Source organism: Reyranella sp., from assembly GCF_965228225.1.
GTDB lineage: Bacteria > Pseudomonadota > Alphaproteobacteria > Reyranellales > Reyranellaceae > Reyranella.
The window spans coordinates 4219982-4239777 of sequence record NZ_OZ245801.1 but is presented as its reverse complement, the minus strand read 5'-3'; the positions used below and the strand labels follow the sequence as shown (position 1 = coordinate 4239777).

At 66.6% G+C, this 19796-nt stretch carries 19 protein-coding genes; 13 read left to right on the top strand and 6 right to left on the bottom strand.

Annotated features, from left to right (window positions below; genetic code table 11):
* Positions 1 to 56: 56 nt before the first annotated feature.
* Positions 57 to 443, bottom strand: a complete 387-nt coding sequence (locus tag ACO07K_RS20605) for a hypothetical protein (RefSeq protein WP_422031111.1) — start codon at positions 441 to 443, stop codon at positions 57 to 59.
* A 192-nt stretch (positions 444 to 635) separates the two neighbouring features.
* Between ACO07K_RS20605 and ACO07K_RS20600 the strand changes: the two genes are divergently transcribed.
* Entirely contained in the window at positions 636 to 2393 is a 1758-nt protein-coding gene (locus ACO07K_RS20600) for a cation:proton antiporter (RefSeq protein ID WP_422031109.1), read from the top strand.
* 10 nt (positions 2394 to 2403) lie between these two features.
* Here ACO07K_RS20600 and ACO07K_RS20595 read toward each other — a convergent pair whose 3' ends face one another.
* The gene (locus ACO07K_RS20595; protein ID WP_422031107.1) at positions 2404 to 3084 is read right to left on the bottom strand and encodes a site-2 protease family protein; all 681 of its coding nucleotides are present in this window, start codon (positions 3082 to 3084) and stop codon (positions 2404 to 2406) included.
* Positions 3085 to 3133: 49 nt separating this feature from the next.
* On the opposite strand from ACO07K_RS20595, the gene ACO07K_RS20590 reads away from it, so the two are divergent.
* From ACO07K_RS20590 to ACO07K_RS20570, 5 genes are all read left to right on the top strand, one after another.
* Positions 3134 to 3970: a dienelactone hydrolase family protein gene (locus ACO07K_RS20590; RefSeq protein WP_422031105.1), complete on the top strand. Its 837-nt coding sequence runs from the start codon at positions 3134 to 3136 to the stop codon at positions 3968 to 3970.
* A gap of 21 nt (positions 3971 to 3991) precedes the next feature.
* A complete protein-coding gene (locus ACO07K_RS20585) occupies positions 3992 to 5245 on the top strand; it encodes a carbohydrate porin (RefSeq protein ID WP_422031103.1) in 1254 nt (417 codons plus the stop codon).
* A gap of 423 nt (positions 5246 to 5668) precedes the next feature.
* Positions 5669 to 6196 (top strand): dihydrofolate reductase family protein, encoded by a 528-nt coding sequence (locus ACO07K_RS20580; protein ID WP_422031101.1) that lies wholly within the window; start codon positions 5669 to 5671, stop codon positions 6194 to 6196.
* Between the two features lie 172 nt (positions 6197 to 6368).
* Entirely contained in the window at positions 6369 to 7973 is a 1605-nt protein-coding gene (locus ACO07K_RS20575; protein ID WP_422031099.1) for a B12-binding domain-containing radical SAM protein, read from the top strand.
* Positions 7974 to 8004: 31 nt separating this feature from the next.
* Positions 8005 to 8421: a GNAT family N-acetyltransferase gene (locus tag ACO07K_RS20570; protein WP_422031097.1), complete on the top strand. Its 417-nt coding sequence runs from the start codon at positions 8005 to 8007 to the stop codon at positions 8419 to 8421.
* Here the strand turns inward: ACO07K_RS20570 and ACO07K_RS20565 are convergent.
* Genes ACO07K_RS20565 through fsa form a run of 4 tightly spaced genes read right to left on the bottom strand, consistent with a single transcriptional unit; the run spans position 8399 to position 11449 of the window.
* Positions 8399 to 9103, bottom strand: coding sequence for an aspartate/glutamate racemase family protein (locus ACO07K_RS20565; RefSeq protein ID WP_422031095.1), 705 nt, complete (start codon positions 9101 to 9103; stop codon positions 8399 to 8401). The genes ACO07K_RS20570 and ACO07K_RS20565 overlap by 23 nt on opposite strands.
* A 2-nt stretch (positions 9104 to 9105) precedes the next feature.
* Positions 9106 to 10038 (bottom strand): tyrosine recombinase XerC, encoded by a 933-nt coding sequence (locus ACO07K_RS20560; protein ID WP_422031093.1) that lies wholly within the window; start codon positions 10036 to 10038, stop codon positions 9106 to 9108.
* Positions 10039 to 10045: 7 nt separating this feature from the next.
* A complete protein-coding gene (locus tag ACO07K_RS20555; RefSeq protein WP_298316292.1) occupies positions 10046 to 10777 on the bottom strand; it encodes a DUF484 family protein in 732 nt (243 codons plus the stop codon).
* Positions 10778 to 10792: 15 nt separating this feature from the next.
* Complete coding sequence (gene fsa, locus ACO07K_RS20550; protein ID WP_298316289.1) at positions 10793 to 11449, bottom strand: fructose-6-phosphate aldolase; 657 nt, start codon at positions 11447 to 11449, stop codon at positions 10793 to 10795.
* 109 nt (positions 11450 to 11558) lie between these two features.
* Here fsa and ACO07K_RS20545 point away from each other — a divergent pair, with 109 nt between their 5' ends.
* The 7 genes from ACO07K_RS20545 to ACO07K_RS20515 all read left to right on the top strand — a co-directional run bounded on the left by ACO07K_RS20545 (position 11559) and on the right by ACO07K_RS20515 (position 19712).
* Complete coding sequence (locus ACO07K_RS20545) at positions 11559 to 13730, top strand: primosomal protein N' (protein ID WP_422031090.1); 2172 nt, start codon at positions 11559 to 11561, stop codon at positions 13728 to 13730.
* Between the two features lie 188 nt (positions 13731 to 13918).
* The gene (locus ACO07K_RS20540; RefSeq protein WP_422010575.1) at positions 13919 to 14473 is read left to right on the top strand and encodes a F0F1 ATP synthase subunit delta; all 555 of its coding nucleotides are present in this window, start codon (positions 13919 to 13921) and stop codon (positions 14471 to 14473) included.
* Positions 14473 to 15999 (top strand): F0F1 ATP synthase subunit alpha, encoded by a 1527-nt coding sequence (gene atpA, locus ACO07K_RS20535; RefSeq protein WP_422031083.1) that lies wholly within the window; start codon positions 14473 to 14475, stop codon positions 15997 to 15999. The genes ACO07K_RS20540 and atpA overlap by 1 nt, the downstream gene beginning before the upstream one ends.
* 17 nt (positions 16000 to 16016) lie before the next feature.
* Positions 16017 to 16901: a F0F1 ATP synthase subunit gamma gene (locus ACO07K_RS20530; protein WP_422010579.1), complete on the top strand. Its 885-nt coding sequence runs from the start codon at positions 16017 to 16019 to the stop codon at positions 16899 to 16901.
* 36 nt (positions 16902 to 16937) lie between these two features.
* Positions 16938 to 18362: a F0F1 ATP synthase subunit beta gene (gene atpD, locus ACO07K_RS20525; RefSeq protein WP_324504425.1), complete on the top strand. Its 1425-nt coding sequence runs from the start codon at positions 16938 to 16940 to the stop codon at positions 18360 to 18362.
* Between the two features lie 4 nt (positions 18363 to 18366).
* Positions 18367 to 18780, top strand: a complete 414-nt coding sequence (gene atpC / locus ACO07K_RS20520) for an ATP synthase F1 subunit epsilon (protein WP_298309385.1) — start codon at positions 18367 to 18369, stop codon at positions 18778 to 18780.
* Between the two features lie 113 nt (positions 18781 to 18893).
* Positions 18894 to 19712 carry a ferritin-like domain-containing protein gene (locus tag ACO07K_RS20515; RefSeq protein WP_422010581.1) on the top strand — a complete coding sequence of 273 codons (819 nt, stop codon included), beginning with the start codon at positions 18894 to 18896 and terminating at the stop codon, positions 19710 to 19712.
* The last annotated feature ends 84 nt before the right edge of the window (positions 19713 to 19796 follow it).

Below are 19796 nucleotides of genomic sequence, written 5' to 3'. Positions count from 1 at the left end.
TTCACTCTACAGGAGGACGGCGCCGGCCGGACCGGGCCGGCGCCCTTCCACCGTCGTTACTTGGCGACGTGCCAGGCGCCGTTCAGGAAGCCGTCGCCCGTCTTTTCGCCAGCCTTGGTGTCCTTGGCGAAGGCATAGAGCGGCTTGCCCTTGTAGGCCCACTGCTTCAGCCCGTCGTCGCGGGTGATGATCGTCCAGTCGCCTGTGGCCTTGGCGCCGTCGGCCACGAGGGCGGGCGGCCAGTTGGTGGCGCACGGCCCGTTGCACACCGACTTGCCCGGCGTGGCGTCCTTGTCGAACGTGTAGAGCGTCATGCCGCTCGCCGTGACGAACATGCCGTCCTTCAGGGCGGGCGGCGTGGCCGAGGCAGGATCGGCGGCGAAAGCGGTACCGGCGGCGAGAAGCGCCAGGGCGGCGGTGGCGGCGAAGATCGACTTCAGCATTTCGGTGACTCCCATGCAGCTGTTGGTCTGCAGGAGAGAGACGTCGGGGACGGGACGATTATTCCCGGCGGAGTCCGAATATTTCCGCCAACCCGTCGGACGGTTCGGAGCGGGCGGATGCACAAAGAGTGCAATTCCTGCTCCGACTCCCTAAAATGATCTCCCTCCCGCGACAACCGACGGACCTCGAACGTGCATCACGAAGCGACGTTGATCGCCACCATCGCCATCGCCTTCGTGCTCGCGTTCGGCTTCGGCTACGTCGCCGACCGGCTGCGCCTGCCGCCGCTGGTCGGATATCTCGTGGCGGGTGTCCTGATCGGTCCCTACACGCCGGGCTTCGTGGCTGATGCCGGACTCTCGTCGCAGCTCGCCGAAGTGGGCGTCATCCTGCTGATGTTCGGCGTCGGCCTGCATTTCTCCGCGTCGGATCTCCTGGCCGTCAAAGGCATCGCCATACCGGGCGCGATCGGCCAGATCGTGCTGGCGACCCTGCTCGGCATCGGCCTGTGTTCGCTGTGGGGCTGGAGCGTCGGCACCGGCCTGGTGATCGGCTTGAGCCTGTCGGTCGCCAGCACGGTGGTGCTGCTGAAGGCGCTTGAGGAGCGCAACATGGTCGACAGTCCCAATGGAAGGGTCGCCGTGGGCTGGCTGATCGTCGAGGATCTCGCGATGGTCTTGGCGCTGGTGCTGCTGCCGGCCTTCGCCGAGGTGCTGGGCGGCAAGCCGATCCAGGGCCATGCCCCGTCCGACATGCCGATCGCGCTGGAGCTGGCCATCACCCTGGCGAAGGTCGGGGCCTTCGCCGCCATCGCCATCCTGATCGGCCCGAAGGTGGTGCCCTGGATGCTGGCGCGCGTTGCCCGCACCGGCTCGCGCGAACTGTTCACCCTCTCGGTTCTCGCGGTGGCGCTGGGCATCGCCTACGGCTCGGCGCACATCTTCGGCGTTTCGTTTGCGCTGGGGGCCTTCTTCGCCGGCGTGGTGCTGAGCGAATCCTCGTTCAGCCATAAGGCGGCCGCCGACTCCCTGCCGCTGCAGGACGCGTTCTCGGTCCTGTTCTTCGTCTCGGTCGGCATGCTGTTCGATCCGACCATCCTCTACCGCTCGCCCGGCGCCGTGCTCTCGGTGCTGGCGCTGATCATCTTCGGCAAGTCGCTGATCGCCTTCGCCATCATCATGCTGTTGCGCTACCCGATCGGCACCGGCCTCGTCGTGTCGGCGAGCCTTGCCCAGATCGGCGAGTTCTCCTTCATCCTGATCGCGCTCGGCATCTCGGCCGGGCTCGTGCCCAACGAGGGCCGCGACCTGGTGGTCGGCGGCGCGCTGTTCTCGATCATGCTGAACCCGCTGGTCTTCTATGCCGTAGGCCTGCTGCAGAGGCGCGTCGCCCAGCCGGCCGGCACCGCCTTCTACGGCCAGCGCCACTACGAGGCGCTGGGTCGCCAGCTCGCCATCATCAAGGCCCGCCAGGCAGAGCGGTCGAAGGCCGAGGACCTCAAGCTCAGCAAACTGCTCGAGCTGTTTCCGATGCTGCAGCTGGTCGAACGGCAGGACCAGGAATCGCTGCTGCTGATGTTCCGTCCGAAACCGGCCTCGCCGGGCGACCGGGTGATCCGCGCCGGCGACCGCGCCGACGGCATGTACTTCATCTCGTCGGGCGCGGTCGAAGTGCATGTCGCCCACCGGGTGATCCGCCTCGAGGCCGGCGCCTATTTCGGCGAGATGGCGCTGCTGACCGGCGAGCGGCGCACCGCCGACGTGATCGCCGTCGACTTCTGCCAGTTCCTCGTGCTCGACCGGCGCGACTTCAACCAGTTCATGGCGCGCCATCCCGGCGTCCGCGCCGCCGTCGCCAGCATCGCCGAGGAACGCCAGGCGATGAACCTCGCGCCGCCGCAGGCCGACGGACGCGACATGCCCGACGGGGCGGGCGACGTGCGGACCTGAGACCGCGCGCTCAGCCGTTGCCGGTGACGCGTATCACCAGGTCGACCAGCCAGCCGACGGGCTCACTGAGGACCCAGCCGATGACGTTGAGGTCCATGCCGAGCTGATTGCCGATCAGCGGCAGGATGAAGATCAGCCCGAGCAACAGCGGCATGCCGAGGGGCTCGAGCCTCGCCAGCGGCTGGGCGAGACTGTCGGGCAGCAGCCCGACGGCGACGCGCCCGCCGTCCAGTGGCGGCAGCGGAATCATGTTGAACACCGCGAGCAGGACATTGATCAGGATCGCGTTCTCGATGTTGCGGATCGCCCAGGCGGCCGCGTCCGGCGGCAGGAGGATGGCGAGATGCGCCAGCAGGCCCGCGGCCAGTGCCATGAGCACATTAGTGGCCGGCCCGGCGGCGGCGACCCACACCATGTCGCGCTTGGGATTGTTCAGCGCCCGGAAGTTCACCGGCACCGGCTTGGCGTAGCCGAACAGGAAGGGCGCGCGCAGGAAGATCAGCAGGCCCGGCAGGAGGATCGTGCCGACCGGGTCGATGTGCCTGAAGGGGTTGAGCGTCACGCGGCCGAGCTGCCACGCGGTCTTGTCGCCGAAGCGCAGGGCGACGAAGCCGTGCGCGGCCTCGTGCAGCGTGATCGCGAGCAGGGCCGGGATCACCCAGGTGGAGATGGTGTAGATCGTCTCGCTCACGTGCAAATCCACCTGTTGTGCCCGCACTCGCTTGGTTTACCGTCCGGCCATGTTCGCCAGACTGACAGTCCTGCTCGCTTTGCTTTGCGCAACGCCCGCCTTGGCCCAGCAGAACGTCCGCGTTCCCGTAGAGCAAGGGGGCCGGACGGTCCAGCTTGCCGCGCAGCTCTTCCGGCCGGCCAAGGCGACGGCCGCGCTGCCCGCGGTCGCGCTGTTCCATGGCTGCGGCGGGCCGGGCCAGAACACGGCGCGCATGGCCGGGCTGCTCGCCTCCTGGGGCTATGCCGCGCTGGTGGTCGACAGTTTCTCGGCGCGCGGCCTCAAGGATGTCTGCGGCCGCAACTGGCCGACTGAGGCCGCCGCCGAGGCGCGGGCCGGCGACATCGATGCCACGCTCGCCTGGCTTGCGAAGCAGCCCGGCATCGACCCACAGCGGCTGGGCTACATGGGTTATTCCTACGGCGGCGGCGTGGCGATGCTGCGCGCGCTGTCGGGCAAACCGGAAGACCGGACCCCCTCTGCAGCCCGCGCCGTCGTGCTGGTCTACCCGGACTGTGCGCTGGCCGATGCGCTGGGGCCGCGCCTCGCGGTGCGCCAGCCCACGTTCTTCGCGATGGGCGCGCTGGACGACTGGACGCCGGTCTCGCAGTGCCGGGCGGTGCTGGAGAGGGTCGTGCGCGGCCGGGAGCTGGTTGAAACGAAAGTTTACGAAAACGCTCATCACAGCTTCGACGCACTGGGTCTGCCGGTGCGCTATCTCGATGGGGTTGGCAACCGCAGCAAGCCCGGCGGTTGCTGCGGAGCGCATTACGGCGCCCACGAACCGGCCTGGAAGCAGTTCGTGGTCGATGTGAAGGCGTTCCTGGAGAAGGCACTGAAGCCGTAAGAGCGGGCCGGCGGGAGCGTCATGCGTTCGACGATATGGGTTGGCGGACTGGTGGCCCTGTTCCTGCCGTTTGCGGCAGCGGACGCTCAGGAAGTGGCAGTCGACGACGACGACGATGTGCGTCATGTCGGCAGGATCCACAATCGGTTGCGGGCGGCCGAGGCGCGCGAGAAGTACTTCCTGGAACAGCCTTTCGACAACGCGTCGCGGCGCTATGCCAAGGCGAAGCAGCAGATCCAGGACACGACCGGCATCGTCTACTCGATGACCTCGTCGGTGCTGAGCCAGTGGGGAACGCCGGGCAGCGACTATGGCGCGGTGCAGGCCCAGTTCTCGCCCGCAGTGAACTGGGAGGTGTTCGACACGGCCCGATTCGGCACGGGGTCCTTCCAGTTCGCCTACCTCGCGACACAATACTGGTCGGGCCAAACGGGCACCAGTCTGCAGAACCGCCTGAACCTCAACAGTCCGGTCAACGACTATGCGGACAACCAGCTCACCTTCGCGCAGGTGAGCTACACGCATGATTTTCCGGGCAATGTCGTGTCGCTGACGGTGGGCCAGTATCCGTTCTCGAACTTCGACAGCAACGCCTATTCCAACAATGAGCAGGTCAACTTCATCGGCTATTCGCTGGCCCAGAATGGCAGCCAGAATTACTCCCAGGGCAGTCTCGGCGCCTATGTCCAGCTGAGCCTGAGCGACGAGCTAACATTCGCCGCGGGATTCCAGGACGCCAACAACGTCGCGGCCAGCAACTACATCCAGTTCAACACGGTGGGGCAGGGCCAGTATTCGTGGTTCCTCTACGGCGCCTGGTCGCCCACGTTCGGCAAACTCGGCCAGGGCAGCTACTCGCTGCTCTACTACAATCTCCCCAGCGTCGAGATGCAGCCGCAGGCCAGCGCCGGCCTCTCGTTCAGCGCCTCGCAGCCCTTCGGCGAAAAGTGGGGCGTATTCCTGCGCGCCAACACCGTGTGGAATTCCAGCCAGCCCATTCAGTCTTCGATCGCGGGCGGCGCGGTCTACAACAACCCGCTGGGGCGCGCGCCGCTCGACCAGATCGGCCTGGGAATCGCGTGGAACAGGGTCAACCAGTCCCTCTATGCCGACACCTATGTGAACCCCAGCGAGACGATGGTCGAACTCTACTGGTCGTGGTCGATCCGGCACCTCTTGATCACCCCGGACGTTCAGCTCTACTTCCAGCCGGCCCTGACGCCGACGCAGCAGATGGCGGCGGTCTTCTCGCTGCGCCTGACGGTGCTGTTTTAGAGTCTTTCGATCATATTGCCCCCTCACTTCACTCTGAGGAGGCTGGCCGGAAATGAATGCCGCCAAAACAAGAGGCTACGAATAGCCCCGATAGCCTCACCCTGAGGAGCATCGCGCAGCGATGCGTCTCGAAGGGTGGGGACGCGCACCTTGCCTGTTGCCCATCCTTCGAGACGCCGCGCAAGGCGCGGCTCCTCAGGATGAGGTAAGTGCTTGAATCGATTCAATTCATTTCCGGCCAGACTCTGAGGAGCACGCTCCAGGCGTGCGTCTCGAAGGATGAACAACGAACGTGGAGCTCGTGTCCATGCTCCGCGACGCGCTCCGGAGTTTACCCCGAGGTATTCGAGGGGCAGCGCTCCTCGGCATGAGGTTTTGGGGTATGATTCCATCCCGTTCGGAAGACTCCAGTTTGAGAGACAGATGGGAAAGACGATCTGGCACTGTCACATCGCGATGTCGCTCGACGGCAAGATCGCGCGCACCGATGGATCGTTCGACTGGCTGGAGAGTTACCCGCCGCAGGAGTTCGGCTTCGACGCGCTGATGGCGGGCATAGATGCGATCCTGATGGGACGCGACACCTATGAGGTCATGCGCGGCTTCGGCGAATGGCCCTATGGCGACAAGCCGACAATCGTCATGACCCATCGTCCGCTGGTCGATGCGCCGCGTGCCGTCGAGACGCGCTCGGGCGATCTCGCCGTCGTGGCCGCGGAACTTGAATCGCGCGGCTATCGGCGCGTGTGGGTCGAAGGCGGGGCACAGGTGATTCGCGGCATGATTGTTGCCGGCAAGCTGGACGTGCTCGAGATGGCCATCGTGCCGATCGTGCTGGGAGACGGGATTCCGCTCATTGCGCCTGGCACGCCGGAACTGAAGCTGACGTTGAAGTCCTGCGAGCCGCGCAGCGGCGGCGCCCTGCACGTCGTCTACGAAGCAACCCGCTAGAACCATCTGGTGATTGAGCCGACGGAGCGAACCCCGGCGATTGTGCCGGTGGCATTCGTGTGTTCAACTTTACCGGAGAGTTCGCCGCTTCCGCTGTGTAACGAAGCGGACGGACCGCCATTCGATCGACGAATGCTGATGCTTTTTCCTGCGACCGGGCGAAGGAGCGGCCGTGACGACACCGAATGTTCTCATGATCTTTCCGCGCTTCAACCCGAACTCCTTCTGGAGCCTGCAGGCGGCTTGCGACATCTACGGGGCCAAATGTCCGGCGCCGCCGCTCGGCATGATGACGCTCGCGGCTCTGCTGCCGGGCGACTGGAACATCAGGCTCGTGAACCGCAACGCCGAGGAACTCGATCCATCGGATCTCGCCTGGGCAGACATGGTGATGACCGGCGGAATGCTGCCACAGCGTCCCGATTGCCTGGAGGTCATCCGCATGGCGCAGGCGTTGGGCAAGCCGGTGGCCGTCGGAGGGCCGGACGCCATGGCCAGTCCAGAGCTGTTCGAGCATGCCGACTTTCTCGTCATCGGCGAGGCCGAGGGCGTGATTGGACAATTCGTCGAGGCGTGGGAGTCCGGTGCCCGGACGGGCCGGTTTGAGGCCGAGAAGTTCAAGGCCGATATCACGGCAAGCCCGATCCCGCGCTTCGACCTGATCGATTTCAACCACTATCTCTTCGTCGGCGTGCAGTTCTCGCGCGGCTGTCCCTTCAATTGCGAATTCTGCGACATCATCGAACTGTTCGGCCGTGTGCCGCGGTCCAAGACGGTGCCGCAGATGCTGGCCGAGCTGCAGGCGCTGCACGATGCCGGCTATCGCGGCCACGTCGACTTCGTGGACGACAATCTCATCGGCAACAAAAAGGCGTTGAAGCAGTTCCTGCCCGCGCTCGAGGCCTGGCAGAAGAGCACCGGCTATCCCTTCAAGTTCTCGACCGAGGCATCGATCAACCTGGCCGACGACGCCGAACTGCTCGACATGATGCGGCGCGCCAACTTCTTCGCGATCTTCGTCGGCATCGAGAGTCCCGACACCGCCACGCTCGTCTCGATGCGCAAGAAGCAGAATACACGTCGCAGCCTGGCCGAGAGCGTGGGCAGAATACACGCGGCGGGGATGATGGTGATCGCCGGCTTCATCGTGGGCTTCGACAACGAAGAGAGTGGTGTGGCCGAAGGGATGATCGACTGCATCGAGGCCACTTCCATTGCCGGCTGCATGGTTGGATTGCTGACCGCCTTGCCCACGACGCAGCTCACTCGCCGCTTGGAGAGGGAAGGTCGACTCCTGCCCTTCGCCAACGAGAGCCTCGGCGATCAATGCACCGCGGGGCTCAACTTCGTGACCCGACGGCCGCGCATCGACATTCTGAAGGACTACAAGGCCATCCTCGAAGCCGTCTATCGGCCCGCCGCCTATTTCGAGCGCGCCCGGAGGGCGGGGCGCAATCTGAATTGCCCCAGCCATCCCGTGACGGCCCGGCCCGTCGTTTCAAGCCGTGATCGCATGACGCTTCTGCGCCTGATGTGGCGCATGACGGTCATCCGGCCCTTCCTCGCGCGCCATTTCTGGCGGACCTTCGTCGACATCGCCCGGAACAACCCTTCTGCCCTGGAATTGGTCGTCATCCAGCTCACGCACTACCTGCACCTCGGGCCGTTCTCGAAGTCGGTGATCGCCGAGATCAGTCGGCAAATCCGCGTACTCGAGCGCGAACAGGAACTTGAGCCCCGCAGGCGCGACGCTGGCGTTCTGCAGCGGGCCGTATAAGGTCGCGCGCTTCAGCGACCATTGAGCCTTCATGATCCGCAAAGCGACAAGTGCCGACCGTCCCCGCATTTCGGAAGTGCGTCTCGCCGTCCGCGAGAACCAGCTCAGCGCGGCCTCCGCGGGCAAGGTCGAGACGACCGCCGACTGGATCTTCGAGAACGCGACCTTCTGGGTGTGGGAGGAGGCGGGCGCCGTGCAGGGCTTCTCCGTCGCAGATCCGCGCGACGGCACGATCTTCGGCCTGTTCGTCCATCCGGACTGGGAAGGCCGCGGCCTCGGTCGCGCCCTGCTGCCGCTCGCCTGCGAGGATCTGCGCGCGGCGGGCTTTGCGGTGGCTACGCTCACCACCGGACCCGGCACGCGGGCCGAGCGCTTCTACCGGGAAAACGGCTGGGAGGAGACCGGGCGCCAGGACGACGGCGAGATCATCTTCCGGAAGCCCCTGTAACGGCGCGCCGCAGCGCCGCCCGCGCCAGCAGCCGCGTCGAATCGAGCGTCGGCAGTGGCGAGTTGCCGTCGTTCATGATCAGCGGGATCTCGGTGCAGCCCAGCACGACGGCGTCGCAGCCCTTTTCCTTCATGCGTTCCATCACGCGCTGGTAGGCGGCGACGGCTTGCGGCCTGAACACGCCCTGCACCAGCTCGTCCATGATGATGCGGCTGGTCTCGTCCCGCTCCTCATCGGTCGGGCGAAGCCAGTCGAGCCCCTGCGCCTCGATCTTCTCCGGATAGACCTCGCTGTCGATCAGCCAGCGCGTGCCGGTGATACCGAGCTTCCTGAAGCCGCGCGCCGCCGCTTCGGCGGCGACCACTTCGGCGATGTGCAGCCACGGCAGCGGCGAGCGCGGCAGCACGTCCTGCATCGCCTGATGGATGGTGTTGTCGGGGCAGATCAGGAAATCCGCGCCCGCTCGCGCAAGCTTGCTGGCCGAAGACAGCATCAGCTCGGCCACGCCAGCCCGGTCGCCGCGATCGAGGCACGCGACATAGTCGGCCAGCGAATGGGTGTGCAGCGAGATTTCGGGGTGGGCATGCGGGCCTAAGAGGCCCGCGCCCTCGACGCAGATCGTCTTGTAGCAGAGCGCCGCGCCTTCGGCGGAGCAGGCGACGATCCCGATGTGCTCAGTCATGGTCATCCCTTCGCGCGCGGATGGGCAGCGCGATAGACCGCGGCGAGGCGTGCGGCGTCGACGTCGGTGTAGCGCTGGGTCGTCGACAGAGACGCGTGGCCCAGCAGTTCCTGGATGGTGCGCAGGTCGCCGCCGGCGCCCAGCAGGTGGGTGGCGAAGGAGTGGCGCAGCGCGTGCGGCGTCACGCTTTCGGCGAGGCCGAGCTCGCGGCGGATCTCGCGCACCCGCTTCTGCACGATGGCCGGATCGAGCGCGCCGCCGCGCGCGCCCATGAAGACGCGGTCGGCGGGTTTCGCTGCGGCCAGCCACGGGCACGCATCGCGGTATTTCCGGAGCGCCTGCAGCGCCTGCGGCAGCAAGGGCACCAGCCGCGTCTTGTTGCCTTTGCCGGTGACGGCGAGCGTGTCGCGGCCGCTCTTCAGCAGCTCGTCGACCTCGGCCTTGGTGAGCGCCAGCGCCTCACCGATGCGCAGGCCGGCACCGTAGAGCAGGATCAGCACGGCGGCGTCGCGCAGGTCGATCCACGGCGCGCGCTCCTGGTCGGACTCGGCCGCCAGAAGATCCTCCATGTCCCGCTCGCTCAGCGCCTTCGGGATCGAGCGCGGCAGCTTGGGAGTCTGGATGATGGCGATGCTCGCATTGTGGGCGAGCTTGTTCTTGTCGAGGAAGCGGAAGAAGGAGCGCACCGAGGAGAAGGCGCGCGCCGTCGAGGAGCGGGCCATGCCCTGGCGCGAGCGCTCGGCCAGCCAGGCGCGGAACTCGGCGGGCTTGAGCCGGGCGAGTGCCGCCAGCGTCGGCGCTTCGCCGAGATAGGTCGCCATGAAGCCGAGGAAGGTGGCGACGTCGTGTTCGTAGGCGATCAGCGTGTGCTCGGCGAGGCGGCGCTCGCTCTTCAGCCAGTCGCGCCACGCCGCCTGTGCGTCTGCGACACTCATCTCGAGCCTACTCGGGCAGGTCGAGCCAGGCGCGAATCGTGTTCTCCAGCACCTTGGACAGGAAGAACAGCAGCTCGGTCGCCATCTCGGGCCCGAAGGCTTCGGGATCGCGCGCGCCGAAGCACATGACGCCGTCCGGCGAGCCGGACGAGACCTGCAGGCGCATCAGCACGTCGGATTTCACGAAGCGTGCCACGTCGCCGAAGAACGCTTCCTCGCCCACGATGCTGGAGCGCAGGCGGGCATGCTTGTCCGGCCCGATCGCGGCGTCGATCGCCCCCGGCGCGAGTACGTAGACGCCGCGCACCGGCACCCGCTTGGGAGCATCGGCATTGGCCTCGATCGCCAGCGTGATGAAGTCGACGTCGAGCAGCTCGGGCAGCTCGTGCGTCACGACATGGATCATCTTCTCGAAGGTGGTCGCCTGGATGATGCTGATGACTGCCGCCTGGATGCGGTTCTGGACGATCTGGTTCTGCTTGGAGTTGGCGATGATCTCGGTACGCTCGACCTTGAGCTTCTCGATCTCGCCGCGCAGGCGCTTCAGGATCGCCTGCTGCATGTCGATGACGCCCGGCCCCTGGACGCGCGGCGTCACGCCCATCTCGGCGGCCAGCTCGCCGTTCTTGTCGAAGAAATCGAGGTGCGCCTTGAGATAGGCCACGACGTCGTCGGCGGTGATCAGCTTCACCTGCCGGCCCGAGCCGTCGGGCGCCGGAATCGTACCGTCATTGGCCATGCGCCCGTCTCCGGGTCAGAGGATCGACTGGCCGGTCTTGGCCCAGTCGTCGAGGAAGGCCTTGAGACCGTTGTCCGTCAGAGTGTGCTTGAAGAGCTGGCGCAGCACGTTGGGCGGCAGGGTGCCCACGTGAGCGCCGAGCTTGGCGGCTGCGATCACGTGCTGGGTATGGCGGATCGAGGCGACCAGGACCTCGGTCTTGAAGTGCGGATACTGGCGGTAGATCGTCATGATCTCGGCGATGAGATGCATGCCGTCCTGGCCGATATCGTCGAGCCGGCCGACGAAGGGCGAGACGAAGGTGGCGCCGGCCTTGGCGGCCAGCAGGGCCTGCGCGGCCGAGAAGCACAGGGTGACGTTCACCATCGTGCCTTCGGAGGTCAGGGCCTTGCAGGTCTTCAGACCGTCCGGCGTCAGCGGCACCTTCACGGTGACGTTCTTTGCGAGCTTGGCGAGCTTGCGGCCTTCCTCGAGCATCGTCTTGTGGTCGGTCGCGACGGTTTCTGCGCTGACCGGGCCCGGGACGATGGCGCAGATCTCCTTGATGACGTCGAGCATCTGGCGGCCGGACTTGGCGATCAGCGAGGGGTTGGTCGTCACGCCGTCGAGAAGCCCGGAGGCCGCGAGATCCGTGATATCGGCGACATCGGCGGTATCGACGAAGAACTTCATATAAACTACCCCAATGGCCGGTGATTCGGACTCGCCCGTTACCACAATTTCTAGCGATTCCCCTACGGAGCCACAAGCCGAGGGGACCGCGTCGTCGCGTCTCCATGCGGTGGAAAACACGATCAAGGTCCTGCTGCCGCTGCCGCTCGGCGATGGCTACGACTATCGCGTCCCGCAAGGCATGGCGTTGGTGCCGGGACATTTCGTCGTCGTGCCGCTCGGCAAGCGCGAGACCATCGGCGTCGTCTGGGGCGAGGGCACGGGCGACGTCGCGCCGGAGAAGCTGCGCGATGTGATCGCCGTCCTTCCCGCACTGCCCATGGCCGATGCGATGCGCCGTTTCGTCGACTGGGTGTCGGCCTATACGCTGATGCCTGCAGGTGCCGTGCTGCGCATGGCGATGAGCGTGCCCTCGGCGCTCGAGGCGCCCAAGACCGAGCTCGTCTATCGTCCCGCGGCGCCGACCGACGATACGGTGCTCAAACTCACCGCGGCGCGCCGTCGCGTTCTGGAGCAGTTGAAGGACGGGCCGGCGATGGCGGCCGCGGAACTGGCGCATCTCGCGGGCGTCGGTCCCTCGGTCGTGAAGAGCATGGCCCTGCTCGGACTCCTGGAAGCGCAGGAACGCATCGTGCGCCGATCCTTTCCGCGGCCGGACGGTCTGCATGCGGGGCCGACCCTGTCGCCGGCGCAGAAGATCGCCGCCGACGGGCTCGTCTCCAGGGTGAAGGCCCATGCCTTCTCGGCCACCCTGCTGGACGGCGTGCCCGGTGCCGGCAAGACGGAGGTCTATTTCGAAGCGATTGCCGCCTGCCTGGCGGCGGGCCGCCAGGTGCTCGTGCTCCTGCCCGAGATCGCGCTCACGGCGCAGTGGCTGAAACGCTTCGAGGACCGCTTCGGCGCGCTGCCCTCGCCCTGGCATTCCGGCCTGACGAGCCTGGAGCGCCGCGAAACCTGGCGCGCCATCGCCGAGGGGCGGGTGGGCGTCGTGGTCGGCGCACGGTCCGCGCTGTTCCTGCCGTTCGCGAATCTCGGCCTGATCGTGGTCGACGAGGAACACGACAGTTCGTTCAAGCAGGACGAGGGTGTCGTCTACAATGCGCGCGACATGGCGGTGGTGCGTGCACGGCTGGCTTCCGCACCCATCGTGCTGGCATCGGCGACGCCGTCGCTCGAAAGCGTCGTCAACGTGAAATCCGGCCGTTACGGCGAGGTGCATCTGCCGGGGCGGCATGGCGGGCATAGGCTCGCGGCCCTGAAGGCCATTGACCTGCGGCGCGATGCGCCGTCGCGCGGGCACTGGCTCTCGCCGCCGGTCGTCGAGGCGATGCGCGAGACGCTGGCAGCCGGCGAGCAGACGCTGCTGTTCCTCAATCGCCGCGGCTATGCGCCGATCACGCTGTGCCGCGCCTGCGGCTCGGGGCTCGAGTGTCCGCAATGCTCTGCCTGGCTGGTCGAGCACCGGTTTCGTCGCACCCTGGTCTGCCATCATTGCGGCTACTCGGAACCGCCGGCCCACACCTGCCGGCACTGCGGCGCGGTCGACCAGTTCGTCGCCTGCGGCCCCGGCGTCGAGCGGCTGGCCGAAGAGGCGCAGGAGCTCTTTCCGGACGCGCGACTGGAGCTCTTCACCTCGGACAGCCTGATGAACCGCGACGAGGCGTCGGCGGCGGTCGATCGCATGGAGAAGGGCGAGATCGACATCCTGATCGGCACGCAGATGGCGGCGAAGGGCCATCATTTCCCGAACCTGACCCTGGTGGCCGTGATCGATGCCGATCTCGGCCTGAACGGCGGCGACCTGCGCGCGGCCGAACGGACCTTCCAACTCCTCTATCAGGTTGCGGGCCGCGCCGGTCGCGACGGGCGGCCCGGCCGGGCGCTGGTCCAGACGCACAATCCCGAACATCCCGTGATGCAGGCACTGGTGTCGGGCGACCGCGACCGCTTCGTCGACGTCGAGCTGCAGGACCGGGCCCTGGCCGGCATGCCGCCCTACGGTCGGCTGGCCTCCCTGATCATTTCCGGGCCGGATCCCGTCGCGGTCGACAATGTCTGCGCTGCGCTGGCCCGCCATGCCCCGCAGCAGGAGGGCGTCACGATCCTGGGGCCGTCGGTCGCACCCCTGGCCCTGCTGCGCGGGCGGCACCGGCGGCGCTTCCTGCTCAAGGCCGGCCGCGACACGGCCGTGCAGCCCTTGCTGCACGCCTGGCTCGCGCGGATCGGGCTTCCCGGTTCGGTCCGGCTGCAGGTCGATGTCGACCCCTATTCCTTCCTCTGAGACCCCCCGCGCCGAAAAACCGCTGTAGAACAGTGCTTTGCCGACGTTGCGCCGGGAAATGCAGCATGGTAGCAACGCGCGCTTTTCCGGGGTGGGGCGGCAAGCGACGCAGGGCGTTCTGCTGAAGAAAAGCGTGTAATTTCAATGGCTTGCCGGCTGCGTTCCGCAGCAGGGGAGAGGCTCTCGACGTGACCACCGCAACCACCGGCGTTGCCGGACGCTACGCCAGCGCCCTTTTTGAGCTCGCGGACGGCTCGAAGTCCCTTGATCAGGTCGCGCAGGACCTCGCCACCTTTCGCAAGATGGTCGCCGAGAGCACCGATCTCGCCCGGCTGATCGCCAGCCCGGTGATTCCGCGCGCCCTGCAGAGCAAGGCCCTGCTGGCCGTGCTCGATGCGGCCGGCATTTCCGGTCTGACCCGCAATTTCGTCGGTACTGTGGCCGCCAACGGCCGCGCCCGCGACCTGCCGGCCATGGCTGCGGCGTTCCTGGCCGAGCTGGCCTCTCGCCGCGGCGAGACCACCGCCACGGTCACCTCGGCCGTTCCGCTGTCCCCCGCCCAGCTGCAGCAGCTCAGCGACTCGCTGCGCTCGGTGCTGGGCAGCAACAAGGTTTCCATCGACGCTCGCGTCGAACCCGACATTCTCGGCGGTCTCGTCGTGAAGGTCGGCTCGCGCCTGTTCGATTCGTCTGTCCGCAGCAAGCTGCAGCGCTTGCAGCTTGCCATGAAGGGAGTTGCCTAATGGATATCCGTGCCGCCGAAATCTCGGCCATTCTGAAGCAGCAGATCGCCAATTTCGGCACCGAGGCCGAAGTGGCCGAGGTCGGCCAGGTTCTCTCCGTCGGTGACGGTATCGCGCGCGTCTACGGCCTCGACAGCGTCAAGGCCGGCGAGATGGTCGAGTTCCCCGGCGGCATCAAGGGCATGGCGCTGAACCTCGAGAGCGACAATGTCGGCGTCGTGATCTTCGGTGAGGATCGCACGATCCGCGAAGGCGACACCGTCAAGCGTACCGGCACCATCGTCGACGTTCCGGTCGGCAAGGGCCTGCTCGGCCGCGTGGTCGACGGTCTCGGCAACCCGATCGACGGCAAGGGCCCGATCGCGTCGACCGAGCGCCGTCTCGTCGAGGTCAAGGCTCCGGGCATCATTCCGCGCAAGTCGGTGAACGAGCCGATGCAGACCGGCCTCAAGGCCGTCGACTCGCTGGTTCCCGTCGGCCGTGGCCAGCGCGAGCTGATCATCGGTGACCGCCAGACCGGCAAGACCGCCGTCGCGATCGACACCTTCCTGAATCAGAAGGGCATCAACAAGGGCACCGACGAGAGCCGCAAGCTGTACTGCGTCTACGTCGCCATCGGCCAGAAGCGCTCGACCGTCGCCCAGATCGTGAAGACGCTCGAGGACAATGGCGCGCTGGAATACTCCATCGTCGTCGCCGCCACCGCGTCCGACCCGGCCCCCATGCAGTTCCTGGCGCCCTACACCGGCTGCGCCATGGGCGAGTACTTCCGCGACAACGGCATGCATGCCGTCATCGTGTACGACGATCTTTCCAAGCAGGCCGTCGCCTATCGCCAGATGTCGCTGCTGCTGCGCCGCCCGCCGGGCCGCGAAGCCTATCCCGGCGACGTGTTCTATCTCCATTCGCGCCTGCTCGAGCGCGCTGCCAAGCTGAACGAGAAGAACGGTTCGGGCTCGCTCACGGCGCTGCCGATCATCGAGACGCAGGCCGGCGACGTCTCGGCCTACATCCCGACGAACGTCATCTCGATCACCGACGGCCAGATCTTCCTCGAGACCGAGCTGTTCTATCAGGGCATCCGTCCGGCCATTAACGTCGGCCTCTCGGTCAGCCGGGTCGGCTCGGCCGCGCAGATCAAGGCGATGAAGCAGGTCGCCGGCACCATCAAGCTGGAGCTGGCGCAGTATCGCGAAATGGCGGCCTTCGCCCAGTTCGCCTCGGACCTCGACGCTTCGACCCAGCGCCTGCTGGCGCGCGGTCAGCGCCTCACCGAGCTGCTGAAGCAGGGCCAGTTCGCGCCGATGCCGGTCGAGGAGCAGGTCATCTCGCTCTACGCCGGTACCCGCGGCTTCCTCGACACGCTGCCGGTGAACAAGGTCAACGAGTTCGAGCAGCAGCTGCTCGACGCGATCCGGGCCGAGGGCTCGATCCTCGCGTCGATCCGCGAGAAGCGCGAGATCGTCAAGGAGACCGACGACAAGCTGAAGGCGTTCCTCGGCGATTTCGTCAAGAAGTTCGCTTAAGGCGCTCGCAGGTTTAGATGCCCAGTCTCAAGACCTACCGGCTCCGGATCCGAAGCGTCCAGTCGACGCAGAAGATCACCAAGGCCATGAAGATGGTTGCAGCCGCCAAGCTGCGGCGCGCGCAGGAGCAGGCCGCGGCGGCCCGCCCCTATGCGGAGTCCATGGACAAGATCCTGGCGTCGCTGGGCGCGAGCTTCCAGGGCGCTTCCGGCGGTCCGCGACTGCTGGTGGGCACCGGTTCCGACCAGGTGCATCTGGTCATCGTCGCCACCGGTGACCGTGGCCTGTGCGGCGGCTTCAACAGCACGATCGTGCGCGAGGCGCGCCGTCAGATCCGCGCGCTTCTGGCCGACGGCAAGACGGTCAAGATCTTCTGCGTCGGCCGCAAGGGCCGCGAGCAGCTGCGTCGTGACTTCGGTTCCATGATCGTCGAGACGATGACCGATCTCGGCCGGCCGCGCCTGTCTTTCGCGGACGCCCAGAAGGTCGCCGCGCGCGTCACGGAAATGTACGAGGCGGGCGAATTCGACGTCGCGAAGGTGATCTTCAATCACTTCAAGTCGGCGATGACCCAGATCGTCACGGTGCAGCAGCTCATCCCGCCGCCGATGCCGGAAGCGTCGGCCGCACCGGCCGCCGCCGGCGGCGCGATCTACGAGTTCGAGCCGGACGAGGGCGAGATCCTCGCCGACCTGCTGCCGCGCAATCTCACCGTCCAGATCTTCCGCATCCTGCTGGAGAACGCCGCGAGCTTCTACGGCTCGCAGATGACGGCCATGGACAACGCCTCGCGCAACGCAGGCGATGTGATCAAGAAACTGACGCTGCAGATGAACCGCTCGCGCCAGGCCTCGATCACCAAGGAACTCATCGAGATCATCTCGGGCGCCGAGGCCGTCTAGGCCGGCTGCCACGCAATCGAAGGAAAGGGATCCGCTATGGCTACCAACAACATCGGCACGATCACCCAGATCACGGGCGCGGTCGTGGACGTGCGTTTCGACGCCGACCTGCCGAACATCCTGAACGCGCTGCACGTGAATGCCGACGGACGCCTGATCGTGCTGGAAGTCGCCCAGCATCTCGGTGAATCCGAGGTTCGCACCATCGCGATGGATACGACCGACGGTCTGGTCCGCGGCGAGAAGGCAGTCGATACCGGCGCGCCGATCCAGATGCGGGTCGGTCCGGAGACGCTCGGCCGCATCCTGAACGTCATCGGCGAGCCGATCGACGAGCGCGGCCCGGTCGGCAACAAGACCACCCTGCCGATCCATCGCAGCGCGCCCGAGTTCGTCGAGCAGTCGACGGAAGCGCAGATCCTGGTCACGGGCATCAAGGTCATCGACCTGCTCGCGCCCTACGCCAAGGGCGGCAAGATCGGCCTGTTCGGCGGCGCCGGCGTCGGCAAGACCGTGACGATCATGGAGCTGATCAACAACGTCGCGAAGGCGCATGGCGGCGTGTCGGTGTTCGCCGGCGTCGGTGAGCGCACCCGCGAAGGCAACGATCTCTATCACGAGATGATCGAGGGCGGCGTCATCAAGCTCGACGGCCCGGGCTCGAAGGTGGCTCTGGTGTACGGCCAGATGAACGAGCCGCCGGGCGCCCGCGCCCGTGTCGCGCTGTCGGGCCTCACCGTCGCCGAGTACTTCCGCGACGCCGAAGGCCAGGACGTGCTGTTCTTCGTCGACAACATCTTCCGCTTCACCCAGGCCGGCTCGGAAGTGTCGGCGCTGCTGGGCCGTATCCCGTCGGCGGTGGGTTATCAGCCGACCCTGGCCACCGACATGGGCGGCCTGCAGGAGCGCATCACCTCGACCAAGAAGGGCTCGATCACCTCGGTGCAGGCCATCTACGTGCCCGCCGACGACTTGACCGACCCGGCGCCGGCCGCCTCGTTCGCCCACTTGGACGCGACGACCGTGCTCAGCCGCTCGATCGCCGAGCAGGCGATCTTCCCGGCCGTCGACCCGCTCGACTCGACTTCGCGCATGCTCGACCCGCGCGTCGTCGGCCAGGAGCACTACGACATCGCCCGTTCGGTTCAGCGCGTGCTGCAGCAGTACAAGTCGCTGCAGGACATCATCGCCATTCTGGGCATGGACGAGCTCTCAGAAGAGGACAAGCTGGTCGTCAGCCGCGCCCGCAAGATGCAGCGCTTCCTCAGCCAGCCGTTCCACGTCGCCGAAGTGTTCACCGGCACGCCGGGCGTGTTCGTGAAGCTCGAGGACACGATCAAGGCGTTCAAGGGCATCCTCGCCGGCGAGTACGACGAGCTGCCGGAACCGGCCTTCTACATGGTCGGCACGATCGAGGAAGCCGTCGCCAAGGCCAAGAAGCTCGCGGCCGAGGCGGCCTAAGCACATGGCCAAGGTCTCCTTCCGTCTGGTGATGCCCGAGCGCGAGCTTATCGCGACCGAGGCCGACATGGTGGTCGTTCCGGGCAGCGAAGGCGACTTCGGTGTCCTGCCGGGCCACGCCCCGCTGATCTCGACGGTTCGCCCCGGCGTCCTCGAGGTCTACCAGGGCAGCAAGGTCCAGCAGCGTTTCCTGGTGGCCGGCGGCTTCGCCGAGGTCACCCCGGAGCGTTGCACGGTGCTGGCCGACGAGGCGGTGCCGTTCGAACAGATGACCGCCGCGCAGCTCGACGAGCGCGAGCGCGCGGCCCGCAGCGACATTGCCGACGCCGACACGCCCGCCCAGAAGGCCGCCGCCGAGAAGAACCTGGCGATCACCCAGGATCTGAAGCGCGCGCAGGCCTTCTACGCCAGCCGCTGATTTCAGCGCTACTGCGCATTTTCCAGTCTAAAAGTACTCCGGTCTGCCATTGAAAGGCGGGCCGGAGGTCGCTTTATTACGCTGGTAAGACAACGCGCCGAGGGGGCTCGTTCATGGCTAGCTGGACACTCGAGACGATCGCATGGGATCGCTTCGACGCGTCGAAGGTGGATCCGGAGATCCTCCGCAACATCAAGGCCGCGGCCCTGGTGGAGCGGAACGGCGGCGACTACGGCATTTATCTCGGCCGGGTCTTCGCCGACGATGCCGCCTTCATGGACGACGTGCAGAACTGGGTGGTCGAGGAGGTCCAGCACGGTATGGCGCTGGGCCGCTGGGCCCAGCTTGCGGATCCGTCGTGGGATTTCGACGCGGCCTTCGAACGGTTCCGTACCGGCTACACGCTGCCGCTGCACGTCAGTGAATCGGTGCGCGGCAGCCAGGCCGGCGAGATGATCGCCCGCTGCATCGTCGAGACCGGCACCAGCTCATATTACAGCGCCCTCAAGGATGCGACCGAGGAGCCGGTGCTGAAGCAGGTCTGCCAGAAGATCGCCGCCGACGAGTTCCGCCACTACAAGCTGTTCTACGAACATCTCAATCGCTGCCTGAAGCGCGACCGGCTGAACCGCTGGTCCCGCCTGCGCATCGGCTGGGGCCGCCTCGCCGAGAGCGAGGACGACGAGCTGGCCTATGCCTATTTCGCGGCCAACGAGCCGGCGGGCGCGGTCTACGACCGCAAGCGCAACATGCAGGCCTATGCCAGGCGCGCCTATCCGCTCTATCGCCAGACCCACGTGCAGCGCGCCATGGCCATGGTGCTGAAGGCGGTCGGGCTGGAGCCGCAGGGCCGGCTCAACACTCTGATGACCCGCGCGGGTCTCTGGTTCCTCCGCCGCAACGCCGCCAAGCTGGCCGCGCAAGGGGCTTAGCCCTGCACCCGGTCGTCCTGAGCGAAGCGAAGGACCTGACGGAGCGGCCAAAGGACTCCGTTGCTGACGCGAGATCCTTCGCTG

Bases quoted from the DNA above. Each gene is read 5' to 3' on its own strand.
- atpA (WP_422031083.1), top strand. From the start codon at position 14,473: ATGGATATCCGTGCCGCCGAAATCTCGGCCATTCTGAAGCAGCAGATC.
- ACO07K_RS20560 (WP_422031093.1), bottom strand. From the start codon at position 10,038: ATGAGTGTCGCAGACGCACAGGCGGCGTGGCGCGACTGGCTGAAGAGC.
- ACO07K_RS20555 (WP_298316292.1), bottom strand. From the start codon at position 10,777: ATGGCCAATGACGGTACGATTCCGGCGCCCGACGGCTCGGGCCGGCAG.
- ACO07K_RS20585 (WP_422031103.1), top strand. From the start codon at position 3,992: ATGCGTTCGACGATATGGGTTGGCGGACTGGTGGCCCTGTTCCTGCCG.
- ACO07K_RS20565 (WP_422031095.1), bottom strand. From the start codon at position 9,103: ATGACTGAGCACATCGGGATCGTCGCCTGCTCCGCCGAAGGCGCGGCG.
- ACO07K_RS20605 (WP_422031111.1), bottom strand. From the start codon at position 443: ATGCTGAAGTCGATCTTCGCCGCCACCGCCGCCCTGGCGCTTCTCGCC.
- ACO07K_RS20590 (WP_422031105.1), top strand. From the start codon at position 3,134: ATGTTCGCCAGACTGACAGTCCTGCTCGCTTTGCTTTGCGCAACGCCC.
- ACO07K_RS20580 (WP_422031101.1), top strand. From the start codon at position 5,669: ATGGGAAAGACGATCTGGCACTGTCACATCGCGATGTCGCTCGACGGC.
- ACO07K_RS20530 (WP_422010579.1), top strand. From the start codon at position 16,017: ATGCCCAGTCTCAAGACCTACCGGCTCCGGATCCGAAGCGTCCAGTCG.
- ACO07K_RS20515 (WP_422010581.1), top strand. From the start codon at position 18,894: ATGGCTAGCTGGACACTCGAGACGATCGCATGGGATCGCTTCGACGCG.
- atpC (WP_298309385.1), top strand. From the start codon at position 18,367: ATGGCCAAGGTCTCCTTCCGTCTGGTGATGCCCGAGCGCGAGCTTATC.
- ACO07K_RS20570 (WP_422031097.1), top strand. From the start codon at position 8,005: ATGATCCGCAAAGCGACAAGTGCCGACCGTCCCCGCATTTCGGAAGTG.
- atpD (WP_324504425.1), top strand. From the start codon at position 16,938: ATGGCTACCAACAACATCGGCACGATCACCCAGATCACGGGCGCGGTC.
- fsa (WP_298316289.1), bottom strand. From the start codon at position 11,449: ATGAAGTTCTTCGTCGATACCGCCGATGTCGCCGATATCACGGATCTC.